The 13,398-nt window shown below is 67.2% G+C and carries 11 protein-coding genes; 6 read left to right on the forward strand and 5 right to left on the reverse strand.

The window, feature by feature from the left end; all coding sequences use genetic code 11:
* Positions 1–115 precede the first annotated feature (115 nt).
* From JOF45_RS03950 to JOF45_RS03960, 3 genes are read left to right on the forward strand one after another with little or no spacing between them, the layout of a single operon-like run.
* Positions 116–1,351 (forward strand): argininosuccinate synthase, encoded by a 1,236-nt coding sequence (locus JOF45_RS03950; protein WP_188686580.1) that lies wholly within the window; start codon positions 116–118, stop codon positions 1,349–1,351.
* A 2-nt stretch (positions 1,352–1,353) separates the two neighbouring features.
* Positions 1,354–2,820 (forward strand): argininosuccinate lyase, encoded by a 1,467-nt coding sequence (gene argH / locus JOF45_RS03955; RefSeq protein ID WP_210048050.1) that lies wholly within the window; start codon positions 1,354–1,356, stop codon positions 2,818–2,820.
* Between the two features lie 14 nt (positions 2,821–2,834).
* Positions 2,835–3,647 carry a lytic transglycosylase domain-containing protein gene (locus JOF45_RS03960; protein WP_342591380.1) on the forward strand — a complete coding sequence of 271 codons (813 nt, stop codon included), beginning with the start codon at positions 2,835–2,837 and terminating at the stop codon, positions 3,645–3,647.
* Positions 3,648–3,666: 19 nt separating this feature from the next.
* On the opposite strand, the gene JOF45_RS03965 is transcribed toward JOF45_RS03960, so the two are convergent.
* From JOF45_RS03965 to JOF45_RS03975, 3 genes are read right to left on the reverse strand one after another with little or no spacing between them, the layout of a single operon-like run.
* Positions 3,667–4,263, reverse strand: coding sequence for a TetR/AcrR family transcriptional regulator (locus tag JOF45_RS03965; protein ID WP_210048051.1), 597 nt, complete (start codon positions 4,261–4,263; stop codon positions 3,667–3,669).
* Positions 4,260–6,479, reverse strand: coding sequence for a YhgE/Pip domain-containing protein (locus tag JOF45_RS03970; protein ID WP_210048052.1), 2,220 nt, complete (start codon positions 6,477–6,479; stop codon positions 4,260–4,262). Before JOF45_RS03970 ends, JOF45_RS03965 begins: the two co-directional genes overlap by 4 nt.
* On the reverse strand, positions 6,476–7,060 hold the full coding sequence (locus JOF45_RS03975) for an ABC transporter ATP-binding protein (RefSeq protein ID WP_210048053.1): 585 nt from the start codon (positions 7,058–7,060) through the stop codon (positions 6,476–6,478). The genes JOF45_RS03970 and JOF45_RS03975 overlap by 4 nt, the downstream gene beginning before the upstream one ends.
* A gap of 80 nt (positions 7,061–7,140) precedes the next feature.
* Here JOF45_RS03975 and JOF45_RS03980 point away from each other — a divergent pair, with 80 nt between their 5' ends.
* Positions 7,141–7,788 carry a DNA-3-methyladenine glycosylase gene (locus JOF45_RS03980; protein ID WP_210048054.1) on the forward strand — a complete coding sequence of 216 codons (648 nt, stop codon included), beginning with the start codon at positions 7,141–7,143 and terminating at the stop codon, positions 7,786–7,788.
* Positions 7,789–7,986: 198 nt separating this feature from the next.
* Here the strand turns inward: JOF45_RS03980 and JOF45_RS03985 are convergent, their stop codons facing one another.
* Positions 7,987–9,393 carry a hypothetical protein gene (locus JOF45_RS03985; RefSeq protein WP_245324121.1) on the reverse strand — a complete coding sequence of 469 codons (1,407 nt, stop codon included), beginning with the start codon at positions 9,391–9,393 and terminating at the stop codon, positions 7,987–7,989.
* A gap of 354 nt (positions 9,394–9,747) precedes the next feature.
* On the reverse strand, positions 9,748–9,870 hold the full coding sequence (gene ykgO / locus JOF45_RS03990; protein ID WP_210048056.1) for a type B 50S ribosomal protein L36: 123 nt from the start codon (positions 9,868–9,870) through the stop codon (positions 9,748–9,750).
* Positions 9,871–9,937: 67 nt separating this feature from the next.
* Between ykgO and JOF45_RS13480 the strand changes: the two genes are divergently transcribed.
* Both JOF45_RS13480 and JOF45_RS04000 read left to right on the forward strand, forming a co-directional pair.
* Positions 9,938–11,008: a GTP-binding protein gene (locus tag JOF45_RS13480; RefSeq protein ID WP_210048058.1), complete on the forward strand. Its 1,071-nt coding sequence runs from the start codon at positions 9,938–9,940 to the stop codon at positions 11,006–11,008.
* A 99-nt stretch (positions 11,009–11,107) separates the two neighbouring features.
* The gene (locus tag JOF45_RS04000; RefSeq protein ID WP_210048060.1) at positions 11,108–13,384 is read left to right on the forward strand and encodes a HelD family protein; all 2,277 of its coding nucleotides are present in this window, start codon (positions 11,108–11,110) and stop codon (positions 13,382–13,384) included.
* Positions 13,385–13,398: the final 14 nt, after the last annotated feature.

Here is a 13,398-nt window from a genome sequence, read left to right on the forward strand (position 1 = left end):
GGGGGGACAGCGGCGAAATGTGTGAGTATGCATAGCGCTGAATATTTATGTAGACTCGCGGCTGAGCCCACACTTCCACCTGCTCAGACAGCACAGATCTCTCAAGGAGCCTGCAGTGACCGATCGCATCGTTCTCGCCTATTCCGGCGGTCTCGACACCTCTGTGGCCATCGGCTGGATCGCCGAGGCCACGGGCGCCGAAGTCGTCGCCGTCGCCGTCGACGTCGGACAGGGAGGCGAGTCCCTGGAGACCGTCCGTCAGCGCGCCCTGGACTGCGGCGCCGTCGAGGCCTATGTGGCAGATGCCCGCGATGAATTCGCCGAGGCGTACTGCATGCCCACGCTGAAGGCCAACGGACTCTACATGGACGCCTACCCGCTGGTCTCAGCCATCTCCCGGCCGATCATCTCCAAGCACCTGGTGGCCGCCGCCCAGCAGTTCGGCGCCACCACGGTGGCCCACGGCTGCACCGGCAAGGGCAACGACCAGGTCCGCTTCGAGGTCTCCATCCAGACCCTCGGCCCGGAGCTGAAGTGCATCGCCCCGGTGCGCGACCTGGCCCTGACCCGTGAGAAGGCCATCGAATACGCAGAGAAACACAACCTGCCGATCGAGACCACCAAGAAGAACCCCTTCTCCATCGACCAGAACGTCTGGGGCCGCGCCGTGGAGACCGGCTTCCTCGAGGACATCTGGAACGGTCCCACCAAGGACGTCTACGACTACACCGAGGACCCCGCCTTCCCGCCGGCCCCCGACGTCGTCAACATCACCTTCGACGCAGGCGTCCCGGTGGCGCTGGACGGTGAGACCCTCACCCCGCTGCAGATCATCGAGCAGCTCAACCGCCGCGCCGGTGCCCAGGGCATCGGTCGGATCGACATCGTCGAGGACCGCCTGGTGGGCATCAAGTCCCGGGAGATCTACGAGGCCCCCGGGGCCATGGCACTGATGGCCGCTCACCGCGAGCTGGAGAACATCACCCTGGAGCGCGAGCAGGCTCGGTTCAAGAAGACCGTGGACCAGCGGTGGACCGAGCTGGTCTACGACGGCCAGTGGTTCTCCCCGCTGAAGAAGAATCTGGACGCCTTCATCGATGAGACCCAGAAGTACGTCTCCGGCGAGATCCGCCTGGAGATGCACGGCGGCCGAGCCACGGTGCAGGGCCGGAAGTCCGAGACCTCCCTCTACGACTTCAACCTGGCCACCTACGACGAGGGCGACTCCTTCGACCAGGCCTCGGCACCGGGCTTCATCGACATCTACGGCCTGTCCTCCCGGACCGCCTCCCAGCGCGAGGAGCGCCTCCACGGCAAGCCGGACCTCTCCGGCCACGGCATCGGGAAGTGACGATGGCTGATCAGCAGGAGCACTCGGGAACCAACGAGGGCGCCCTCTGGGGCGGCCGCTTCGCCTCCGGGCCGGCCGATGCCCTGGCGGCGCTGAGCAAGTCCACCCAGTTCGACTTCCGGCTGGCCCGCTACGACATCGCAGGCTCTCGGGCTCATGCCCGGGTGCTGCACCGTACGGGGCTGCTGGACGACGCCGAGCTGGCCGGCATGCTCTCGGCTCTGGATCGCCTGGAGGAGGACGTGCTCTCGGGCGCCTTCGGCCCGGCCGCCTCCGATGAGGATGTCCACGGTGCCCTGGAACGCGGGCTGCTGGAGCGTGCCGGCGAGGAGCTGGGCGGCAAACTGCGCGCCGGACGCTCCCGCAACGACCAGATCGCCACGATGGGCCGGATGTTCCTGCGGGACCATGCCCGGGTCGTGGCCGCCCAGGTCACTGCGGTCATCGATGCGCTGATCACCCAGGCCGAAGCCCACCCCGAGGCGCCCATGCCTGGGCGGACCCACCTTCAGCACGCCCAGCCGGTGCTGCTGTCCCACCACCTGTTGGCCCACGCCTGGGCCTTCGCCCGGGACCTGCAGCGGCTCATGGACTGGGACGCCCGCGCGGCGGTCTCACCCTACGGCTCCGGCGCGCTGGCCGGGTCCTCGCTGGGGCTGGACCCCCAGCGGGTGGCAGAGGAGCTGGGCTTCGCCGAGGCGACGTGGAACTCCATCGACGGCACCGCCGCCCGCGATGTCTATGCGGAGTTCGCCTGGGTGGCCGCGATGGTCGGCGTCGACCTCTCCAGGATCAGCGAGGAGGTCATCTTCTGGGCTACCAAGGAGGCCTCCTTCGTCACCCTGGACGATGCCTTCTCCACCGGAAGCTCGATCATGCCGCAGAAGAAGAACCCCGACGTCGCCGAACTGGCCCGCGGGAAGTCCGGCCGCCTCATCGGTGACCTCACCGGCCTGCTGGGGACTCTGAAGGGCCTGCCGCTGGCCTATAACCGGGATCTGCAGGAGGACAAGGAGCCGCTCTTCGACGCTGTGGACACCCTGGAGCTTCTGCTGCCGGCGGTCTCCGGGATGATCGGCACTCTTGAGTTCCACACCGAGCGCATGGCTGAGCTCGCCCCGCGCGGCTTCGCGCTGGCCACCGACATCGCCGAATGGCTGGTCCGCCAGGGGGTGCCCTTCCGGGTGGCCCATGAGCTGGCCGGTGAGGCCGTGCGGGCGGCCGAGGCCCGCGACGTGGAGCTCTGGGATCTCACCGATGAGGAGCTCACCGGCATCTCTGAGCACCTGACTCCTGCGGTCCGCACGGTCCTGAGCACCTTCGGCTCGCTGAACTCGCGCTCCTCCCGGGGCGGCACGGCGCCGCAGGCGGTGGCTGAGCAGCTGGCCGAGCTGAAGCGTCAGCTCGAGCCCATCCGCGCCTTCGCCGAGTCTCGCGGCAGCAACGTCGGGCCCGACTCGGTCAGCTGAGGACCGGCTCTTCCGTGGCCTCCACCTCCGGTGCGGCACGCCGGGCTTCGTCGAAGGCCCGGCGGCGCCGTGCCGCGGTGGGGGCCCTGGGCGCCTTGCTGCTGGTGCTGATGATCATCGTGATGATCCGCAGCATGGCAGGCCCGCAGGAGGAGCCGGAGCCGCATCCCACCGAGCTGGGCTACCCCAGTGCGCCTGAGCAGTCCGTGCCCACGCTCCCTGAGGGGGAGTGGGAGACGGTGGCCGCCGTCCCGCTGGCGGATCTGCCGGATCCCGGCTGGGTCCAGGAGGTCTCGGAGGAGAGCGGGATCCCCTCCCGCGCGGTGGAGGCCTATGCCGGGGCCGCGTTGCGCGTCGCCCAGGAGGACCCGGACTGCGGAATCGGGTGGAACACTCTGGCCGGCGTCGGGCAGGTGGAATCCGCCCACGGGTCATACGACGGCGCCCGGATCGGTGAGGACGGTGTGGTGGACCCTCCGGTGATCGGTGTGCCGCTGGACGGTTCTGAGGGCCTGATGGAGATCCCTGACACCGATGGTGGGGAGCTCGACGGCGACGAGGAGTGGGACCGCGCCGTAGGTCCCATGCAGTTCATCCCCACCACCTGGCGCCACTGGGCCCAGGACGGGAACCTGGACGGCGGCGCTGATGTCCATCAGTACGACGACGCCGCCCTGACCGCTGCGGTCTATCTCTGCGCCTCCGGTGAGGACCTCACCACCGATCACGGGTGGAACGATGCCGTGACCGCCTATAACCAGTCGGTGGAGTACGCCAACGACGTCGCCCGCCACGCCCAGGAGTACGCTGACTCAGCGGTCGGCTGATGGGGCCCGGGCGTCCCGGCTATGAGGTGACCAGGCGCAGCAGCGCATCTACGCAGGCTTCGATCTCCCATTCGGGGTGGACGGTCAATCGCTCGATGCTCAGCGTCACGGCTGCTGAGAGCATGGCCGTCGCTGCGATCTCCAAGGTGGGCCCCGGCGTCGTCGGTCCCGCCTCAGCCTCCTCCAGACGTTCGATGCGCCCAGCCAGCAGCTGGACGATGGCTGCCTTCTCCTCGTAGAGCTGACTGCTGCTGTCGCCTTCTCGCTGAGCCAGTGCGAAGGCCACCAGCCCGGTGAAGGAGGGGAATTCTCCGAGGAACCGGCAGGCGGCCCGCAGCTGAGCTCGGAATGCCTCGCGCGGACTGCTGCCCTGATCCTGCTCGATGGCATCCATCAGCGACTGCAGCTCGGTCGCACCGTGGACCAGCATCTCCCGGACCAGGTTCTCCTTGGACCCGAAGTGGTAGTACACCGAGCCTTTGGCGACATCGGCCGATCGAGCCAGCTCGTCGACTGTATGGTCCTGGACGCTGCGGTGGTCATCCAGGGCCATCATGGTGTGCAGGAGCTTCACCCGGGCAGATGCCTTGGGATGTGCAGGCGGGGCAGGGCTCACGCGTCCTCCTCGATGGGCGGGTGCAGGCGTTTCAGCGTCCACATCCTATTCTTCCGGATGGCCACCAGCAGCACGGCCAGCCCGACGGCCGTGGCCGCACCCAGGGCACCGAGGCTGCTGAGCACCACGGAGGTGTCCGCGCCATAGATGGCATGTCGCAGACCGTCCACCACATAGGTCAACGGAAGCATCGGGTGGATCGACTCCAGCGGTCCGGGCAGCGATTGGCTGGGGAACGTGCCCCCGGCGGCCACCAGCTGAAGCACCAGCAGGATGATGGCCACGAATTTGCCTGGGTTGCCCAGCAGTGCCACCAGGCCGTGGACCAGGGCTGAGAAGGCCGCAGAGGCGGCCAGCAGCACCAGCAGCGCCAGTCCCGGATGAGCAGGCTCCAGGCCCAGGCCCAGAGTGACGGCTGAATAGAGCAGCAGGCTCTGCACCGCTGACAGCGCCAGGAACGGCAACCAGGAGCCGAAGGCCACAGCCGCGGTGGAGGCGTTGGAGGCAACGGCTCGCGGGGAGAAGGGCCTGAGGACCTGGAGCATCACCAGAGCACCGATCCATAGAGCCAGGCCCATGAAGAAGGGAGCCATTCCGGCGCCATAGGAGCCGGCTTCAGCCTGGGCGGACTGTGTGATGTTGAGCGGATTGCCGATGACGCTGCTGGTCTGCTCACGCTCCTGCTCATCGGGGGAGGGGACCTCTTCGGCGCCGCTGCCCAGCTCGGAGGCCAGTTCGCCGCTGCCTTCGCTGAGCTGTTCGGTGCCCTCCAGCGCCTCGCCCAAGCCGTCGTCGAGCTCCGCGGCTCCTTCTTCCAGCTCCCCGGTGCCCTCGGAGAGTTCGCCGGCGCCCACTTGGAGCTGTCCGACGCCCGCGTCGGCCTCCTGGGTTCCCTCCGAGAGTTCTCCGGCGCCTTCGGCCAGCGAGTAGGAGGCTGATCGTGCCTCGCCGAGCCCGTCGGTGAGTGCGGGGAGAGATTCGGCCATCTCCGAGGCTCCCCCGTGCAGTTCGGAGGCCCCGCTCTGGAGCTCGGAGGCCCCGTCGGCCACGCCGCGGGATCCCTCGGCCAGCTGATCCACAGAGTCCTGTGCGCCCTCGAGATCGCCTCGGACCTCCTGGGCGCGGCCCACCAGTTCGCTCTCCTCGAGGATCGGCGTCAGCTCAGCGGCTGCCTCCTCGGCCTGCTCCTCGGAGATGATCCCTGCCTCGACAAGCTGCTGGACGCTCTCTCCGGTGCGCTGTGCGGCGGCCTCTTCATACTCGGAGAGCACGTCGAGAGCGGCCTGAGAGGCTCCGGCGAGCTGTTCGTTGCCCTCGGCCACGCTCTCAGCTCCGGAGCTGAGCTCTCCGAGGCCTTCGTGGAGCTCCCAGGCCCCTCCTGCGAGCGCGCCGACACCCTCCTGGAGGTCGCCGGCACCGTCGTCCAGCTCGGCGATACCTTCGAAGAGTTCCCAGGAGCCTGCGCTGAGCTGTCCTGCGCCCTCATCAAGATCCTGTGTGCCGCTGCGGAGGGTGGCCAGAGCGTCGTTGAGTTCGCCTACGCCATCGTTCAGCTCGGAAGCACCCTGGCTCAACTCCCCGGAGCCGTCGTGGAGCTCCACCAGTCCTGATTCGAGGTCGTGGGCGCCGTCCTGCAGATCCCCGGCGCCGTCGGCGGCCTCTTCGAGCTGCTGGTGGATCTGCCCGAAGCCGGTGAGCATCTGGTCTGCGGCCTCTCGGCCGACCTCTTCGGAGACCGACTCGTGCAGCTCAGCGGCCAGCACGTCCAGGATGCTTGAGAGCAGGTAGTTGTTGGCCTCATTGCTGATGATCTCGATCTGGGCCTGCTCCGGATCCTCCAGCTCTGCCGGGGACGCCAAAGACGCTGAGAAGTCCTCGGGGATGACCAGTGCAAACTGATAGTCCCCCCGGGAGGTGCCCTGTTCGGCCAGCTCACGCTCTGAGACCACCTGCCAGCCGAAGGACTCGTCCTCGAGCAGGTCATCGACGACGTCATCACCGATGACGCGGTGCTCGCCGTCGAACTCGGCGCCTTCGTCCAACGTGACCAGGGCGGCGTCGACGTTGTCCATGTTCCCGTAGGGGTCCCAATTGGCGTACAGATACACCGCGGCGTACAGCAGAGGGATCAGAGCGAGCCCGACCACTGTCTTGATGGGGTCGAAGCCGCTGGTCAGCCGCTTCCACTCCGCGCGGGGCAGCGTCTTCAGGCTCATCGGAGGACCTCCTGGGCGACGATGGCCAGCACAGTGCGTCCGTCGGGCTCCGCGACCTGCTCGAGCGTCTCGGAGAGCTCCTCGCCGGAGATGTCGTGGCGGTCGGGCGAGTCCATCACGGCGAGCTCGACCTGCGGGTCGGTGAAGGTGAGCTCAGTCATCAGCCACAGGCGCAGGTCGGAGGGCAGCGCCTCAAGCGGCTGGTCGGCGATGTCCGCGGCTTCGTGTTCGGAGATCCAGCGGGAAGCCGAGGGGATCCGGACGCCGCGCCTGCGAGGGATGAGCCCCAGACTCTCGCTGATGAGGTCGCGGGCGCGCATGTGGTGCTCCGGAGCGGTGATCCCGGGGGAGTCGATCAGCGCTGTGCTGCGTCGCAGTCTGGCGGTGTCTGATGCCCCGCGGATCAGTACGGTGCCGGTGTGCGGCCTGGCGCGGCCGGAGCAGATCAGTGCCAGAGCCGTGCGGGCATCACCGGTGGGAGCGGTGATCTCGTGCAGAGATCCTTCGCTGACGGTGGCGCTGACGCTCTCCAGCAGGGGTGCACGGTGGCCGCGGAAGCCGACGTCCTCGAGTTCGAGCATGCTTCGAGCATACTAGACTGACTGGTCAGTTCAATAACTGGATGCTCAGGGCGTGATCCTGTGATGACATAGGTCAGGTGATGACAGAGGCGAGCCGACTTCAGAGACTCTTCGACGAACACGCCACGGTGCTGGCCCCGGCACTGCTGGGATGTGAGCTCACGGTCACGACGCCGGAAGGATCCGTCTCCGTGCGGCTCACTGAGGTGGAGGCCTACGGGGGTCAGGGAGAAGATCCGGGAGCGCACAGCTTCAACGGGCGGACCGCGCGCAACAGTTCGCTGTTCGGGCCGCCGCGGCACACCTACGTCTACCTCAACTACGGGATCCACCGGTGCCTGAATCTCGCATGCGGTGCCGAGGGTGCGGCCGGGGGAGTGCTGCTGCGCGCCGGAGAGGTGGTGGAGGGACGTGATCTCGCTGTGCAGCGCCGCGGCGGCAGGGACACCGGGATCAAGCTGCTCTCGGGGCCGGGGAGGCTGGGTCAGGGTCTGGGGATCGAGCTGAGTATGGATGCCCAGCCGGTGACCATCGGACTGCCGGCTGAGCCGGTCACCTTCGCTCTGAAGCCGCCGGCTGAACCGGTGCCTGAGGAGCGACTGCGCCATGGTCCACGGGTGGGAGTCTCCGGTGTGGGCGGCAGCGCAGAGTTTCCGTGGCGCTGGTGGATCGACGGTGACCGCAGCGTCTCGGCCTATCGCCCCGGAAAGAACGTCCCTGGCCGCTGAGGTCAGCCCCTGAGGTGGTGCCTCGGAGCACAGAAAACGGCCCGGCCTGAGTCGCAGCTCAGACCGGGCCGTCCACCTACCTTGTTGAGAGTGCTGAGCACTCTCGCGCACCTACCAGAGGAGTCTCACTGACCGCGGTCAGCAAGTGTCGGGCCTGGCAGAACCCGAGACTGTGAGAGGTCACGCCGCTGAGCGGACTCAGTGGTCATGATCCTCGTGATCATCGCCCTCGTGATCATGATCGTGGTCGTCGTGGTCCTCGTGGTCCTCGTGGTCCTCGTCGTCTCCGTGGTCGTGATCCGCATGATCGTGCTCGTCGCCGTCGGTGTCGTCGTAGTCATCCGAGACTCCTTCGACGGGGCGGCCGTCCACCGGCTCGATCTCATTGGGCACGAAATCCAACTCAGCGCTGTTGATGACCTCGAGCTCGGTCAGGTCGACCATGTGGATCTCCTGAGTCTCCGGCTCGGTGATGTAAGCGACGTCGTCCACCACGCGGATGGCCGGGCGCGGCTCCTGCCACTCCTCAGGCTCAGTCCACTCCTCGACCACGTCCAGGTGGTCGGTGTGCTCGCCCGTCTCCGGATCGATCACGTGCAGCTGGCCGTCTTCGGTCAGCACCAGTGCCTCTCCCTCGGGGCCGCGGGCCAGATTGCGGAAGTTGTAGGGCGAGCCGACGTCCACGGTGGTGATCTCGCCGGCCTCGGCATCGACCAGGGCGACCTCGGTCATCTCGCCGCCGTCCTCGTCCAGGTTGTAGTCACCCAGGAAGATCGAGGAGCCCTCGGCGGGGAAGAGGTTGCCGATCCGGGAGTATTCCTCACCGGAGTCGATCTTCTCGAAGGATTCGCCGTCGAAGACGAGCACGCCGTCCTCGCAGCCGACAGCGATCATGCCGTCCGGGCCGGCGGCCTCACCGTGCACACCGAGGCACTCCTCGCTGCGATCCACCTCATCGCCTTCGGCGTCGAGGAAGCGCGCGCCGGAGCGGTCCTCCAGCGTCTCGAAGCGGGAGCCGTCCTCTTCGACCAGCGCCACGCCGTGGTGAGCACCTTCGGTCTCGTAGGCCTCGGTCTCGATGTTCTCGGCCTCGACATCCAGGTCAGCGAGCTCCAGCGAGCGGTATTCGCCGGTGCCGTCGAAGAACAGGGTGCCCAGTCCCTCGTGAGAGACCACGTGGGCCGGTTCGGCGCCGTCGACGGTCAGGTCAGACAGGTAGGGGTCGGTGGAGTAGTAGTGGTTGTGGTCCCCATGCGGCTCGCCCCAGGTGCCGGCGTCGAGCAGGCGGAAGGACTCGCCTTCGGTGAGGAAGAAGTGGCGGCCGTCGCCGGCCGGGTTCACCCGCAGGAAGCCCTGGGCGTCGAAATCCCCGAGGCTCTCCAGGCTTGTCTCGTCGATGACGGAGACGCCGCCGTCGTAGGTGATGGCCAGGCGCGGAGACGGACCGCCCTCTTCGAAGGTCTCGCGCTCGGCGGGATCGGCAGCGGCTGCCTCCTGGGTTCCCTCGGCGTTCTCGGTGCTCTCCTCGCCTTCGGCTCCGGCATCGGCGCAGGAGGTCAGGGCGAACGCGGAGAGGAGGGCGAGTGAGGTGATGGAGTGACTCATAGTTCTCATGAGAATCATTCTCATCACAGTCTTTCGGGATTCTGCAAATCGTTCGCAACAGTGTCCGAGGCAGTGTGCGTCGGATGCGCTGAGGGCCCGGATCCGCGTGTTGGGGACCCGGGCCCTCAGTGGTCTGTGATGGCGCCTCGGCGGCGGAGGTGTCGAGGGTCGGGTGGCGAGGGTCGGGGTGGCGAGGTGTGATCGGATGCGCGCGGAACTCGGGCAGATCTCGGCGAAATGAGGGCACTATCTGATCACGCCTGGGTGCTGGGGCGCCGGAGTGATGTCCCGACGCCGCCGCTTCGGCTCCAGCGTCCGCTATCTCAGTGCCGACTGCCTTGATCCAGATGAGCCTCAGCCCTGGCGCGCCTTCAGCCGTGGGTTCTTCTTGTTGATGACATAGGTCTTTCCTCGACGTCGGACCACCTGTGAGCCGGGCTTGTCCTTCAGTGAGCGGATCGATGTGCGCACCTTCATGGCGTCCTCCTTGTGAGAATGAGTAGCATTAGCATCTGATCATACCGATTCGAGGGACAGGTGACGAATGTCTGAGGACACCCGCTCAGCCGGACAAGTCGATGCAGTGGCCGTGGTGGGGGCCTGTGTGCCCGAGCGCCAGGAGTACGCCCGCCGCCTGGCGCGTTCCCGAGACAGCGTGATGGTCCCGGCCCATCGGGTCAGCCAGAACCCCGCCGTGGTGGACCAGACCAGGGATCTGCTGCGCCGCGTGCCCGACCACGTGGGGATACTGGTGGAGTACCCCATGGAGATCCCTGCCATGGATGTGATCGCTGAGCTGGCCGGCCCTGGCGCGGAGACCCGGCTGCAGGACCTGATCTGCGTCGTCGACGTAGCCCATCTGTTGGCGGACCTGGAGGGTCAGGTGTACGTGCGCCTGCCCTTTCCTGCCGCGGAGGGAGAGGAGGACGTGGCACACTTCGCTTCCCGGGCGGAGCTGATCGTCACTCAGATCGAGTTCTCCTCCGCCGTGCTGCTGGTCAACTGGCAGCAGCTTTCGCGGCAGCGGCTCTCCCTGGTCATGGCGCTGATCAGCCACTTGAGTCCGCAGGCCAGGCTTGACCTGGTGGACCTGGACCATGGTCTGGAGGAGGCGGGGCAGGAGATCGCCGGCACGGAGCCCTACTCTGCCGAACAGACCCGGGCGGGCTGGGTCAGCCTGCTCAACCGCGATTTCGCCCCGGAGTTCCACAGTCCCGCCGTCGGTGCGCTGCGTTACGAGCAGCTGCGGCCGTTCCACCCTGGACGGCTGCATGATCTGCTCACCGAACAGCTGGAGAGCGGCGACTTCGGGCTGGTCCTGAGATCGGCGGGCTTCTGCCGCTTGGCCACCCGTGCCCACGTCACCGCCCGGTGGGAGCAGGTGGGGACTCAGTTCTCGCTGACGCCGCTGGCCTTCGACCACCAGCTGGGGGAGGCCGACGAGCTGCTGGCCATCGGCCAGGAGCTGGCATTCATCGGGCTGGGCCTGGACGTCGAGGCGCTGCGGCAGGCATTGGACTCGGCGGCTCTGACCGACGCCGAGCTGTCGGCCGGTCCCGGACTGTGGGCTACCTTTCCCGACGTCTTCCCCGAATGGCGCGCCATCGACGGGTAGTCGGGCCACCGGCAGATAGACGAAAGTCATATCGCGTTCATCTGATCGGGGGTAGACTCTATGGTCATCCGATTTCAGACATGAGAGCCGCACTGCTTGATGAGTGACACCACGATCGCCGCCTCAGATGTACCCGTCCCGCCGCTGGAGGGAGGAGTTGAGGAAGAGCGCGAATACGTCGGCCTGCTGTACAGCAGGCTCGATGAGCTGCGCGCCGAGAAGGAGGAGCAGCTCAGTCGAGTCCGCGGCAGCGGTGCCGTAGGAACTATGCAGAACGTCTCCGAGCGTGACGCCTTCGCGACGATGTACGAGGACCGACTGGCCCAGCTCAACGCCGTCGACGACCGCCTGGTCTTCGGTCGCCTGGATCTGGACTCCGGCGAGTGCCGGTACATCGGGCGCATCGGCCTGACGGACCAGCACCAGCAGCGGCTGATGCTCGACTGGCGCGCCCCCGAGGCCGGAGTCTTCTATCAGGCCACCGCCTTCGAACGTCAGGGTGTGCGCCGACGTCGTCACCTGCTGCTCAAGCGCCGTGAGGTCCAGGGTGTGGAGGATGAGGTCCTGGACGCGGACCTGTTGGACGAGGACACCGAGAACCACGGCGACGGCGCCCTGCTGGCCGCGCTCAAGGCGCGCCGCACCGGTCAGATGGGCGACATCGTCGCCACCATCCAGGCCGAGCAGGACCGCATCATCCGTGCCGATCTTCCTGGGGTCATGGTGGTCCAGGGCGGCCCGGGCACCGGGAAGACCGCTGTGGCGCTGCATCGGGCGGCATACCTGCTCTACAGCCACCGGGAGCGGCTGAAGTCCGCCGGCGTGCTGATCGTGGGGCCCAACTCTACGTTCATGTCCTATATCGACCGCGTGCTGCCCTCTTTGGGGGAGACCGGTGTGGTCATGTCTTCCCTGTCCGAGCTGTACCCGGGCGTGCGCGGGATCGAAGAGGAGGACCCGCGCGTCGACGAGATCAAGGGTCGCCTGGACTGGACCCAGATCATCGCCGACGCAGTGGCCCACCGTCAGCGCACCATCGCCGAGCCGCGCGACGTCGTCATCGATGGGATCCGAGTCAGCGTCACCCCAGCGATGATCAATCGCGGCCGTGAGCGAGCTCGTGCCACCGGTAAGCCCTATAACGAGGCGCGCTCCACCTTCGTGAAAGTGGTGGTCAAGGACATCGCGGAGAAGCTCGAGAAGATCGTCGAGAAGCGTGCCGAGGGCAATGAGGCTGACCGCTCCTATCTGGTGGAGGATGTGCGCCAGTCCCGCGAGGTTCGGGTGCTGCTGAACATGTGCTGGATGCCGCGCACTCCGCAGAACCTGCTGGAGGACCTGTTCTCCAAGCCGGAGTATCTGGCCGACGTCGCCCCTCAGCTCACTCAGCAGGAGCGTGAGCTGCTGAGCCGCCGGAAGGGAAGTCCCTTCACCGTCTCCGATGTGCCGCTGCTCGATGAGGCCGCCGAACTGCTGGGCGATCTCGATGAGACCGCCGGCCGAGAGGAGGCTCGCCAGAAGGCTGCGCGGGACAAGGACCTGGAGAACGCGCAGAAGGCCGTGGAGAACGCCACGCCCCAGCTGGCAGAGATGGGCATCGAGGGCTTCCTCGATGCGGAGTCGGTCGCCGCCATGAACGACGAGTCCGGTCCGAGCCTCTCTGCCTCCGAACGTGCTCAGGTGGACCGCACCTGGACCTACGGCCATGTGGTCGTCGATGAGGCCCAGGAGCTCTCACCCATGCAGTGGCACGTGCTCATGCGCCGGTGCCCGCTGAAGTCCTTCACCGTGGTGGGGGACATCGCCCAGGGCTCCGCACCGTCGGCGGCCCAGAGTTGGGCTTCGGCTATGGAGCCCTTCGTGGGGGAGCGGATGCGCGTCGAAGAGCTGACCGTCAACTATCGCACCCCGCGGAACATCGTCGATCTGGCCGAGGGCATCGCCCGAGCCAACGGACTGGAGATCACCTCATTGCGCACAGTCCGTGACGGCGACTACGAGCCGGTGGTCGAGCAGGTGCGCGCAGAGGAGCTGGTCACCGCCGCACGCGAAGCCGTCGGGGCAGAGCAGGAGCGTGTCGGCGAGGGGCTGATCGCGGCCATCGTGCCCGAGCCGCTGGTGGGGCAGGTCCGCGATGACCTCGCTGAGATCCATGGCGACCGTGTCGGCAGGGGAGCGGGGTCGCTCAGCCAGGACGTCGTGGTGCTCTCGGCGGAGGAGGCCAAGGGCCTGGAGTTCGACGCCGTCGTGCTCGTCGAGCCCGCCGACCTCCTTGACGAGGCCCATGGCAAGGTCGGAAGCCTCTATGTGGCGCTGACCCGGCCGACTCATGCGCTGCATGTGGTCGCGTCCAAGCCGCTGCCTGCCGGTTTCTGATGTAACGTACCGGT

Source organism: Nesterenkonia lacusekhoensis, assembly GCF_017876395.1.
Taxonomy (GTDB): Bacteria; Actinomycetota; Actinomycetes; order Actinomycetales; family Micrococcaceae; genus Nesterenkonia; species Nesterenkonia lacusekhoensis.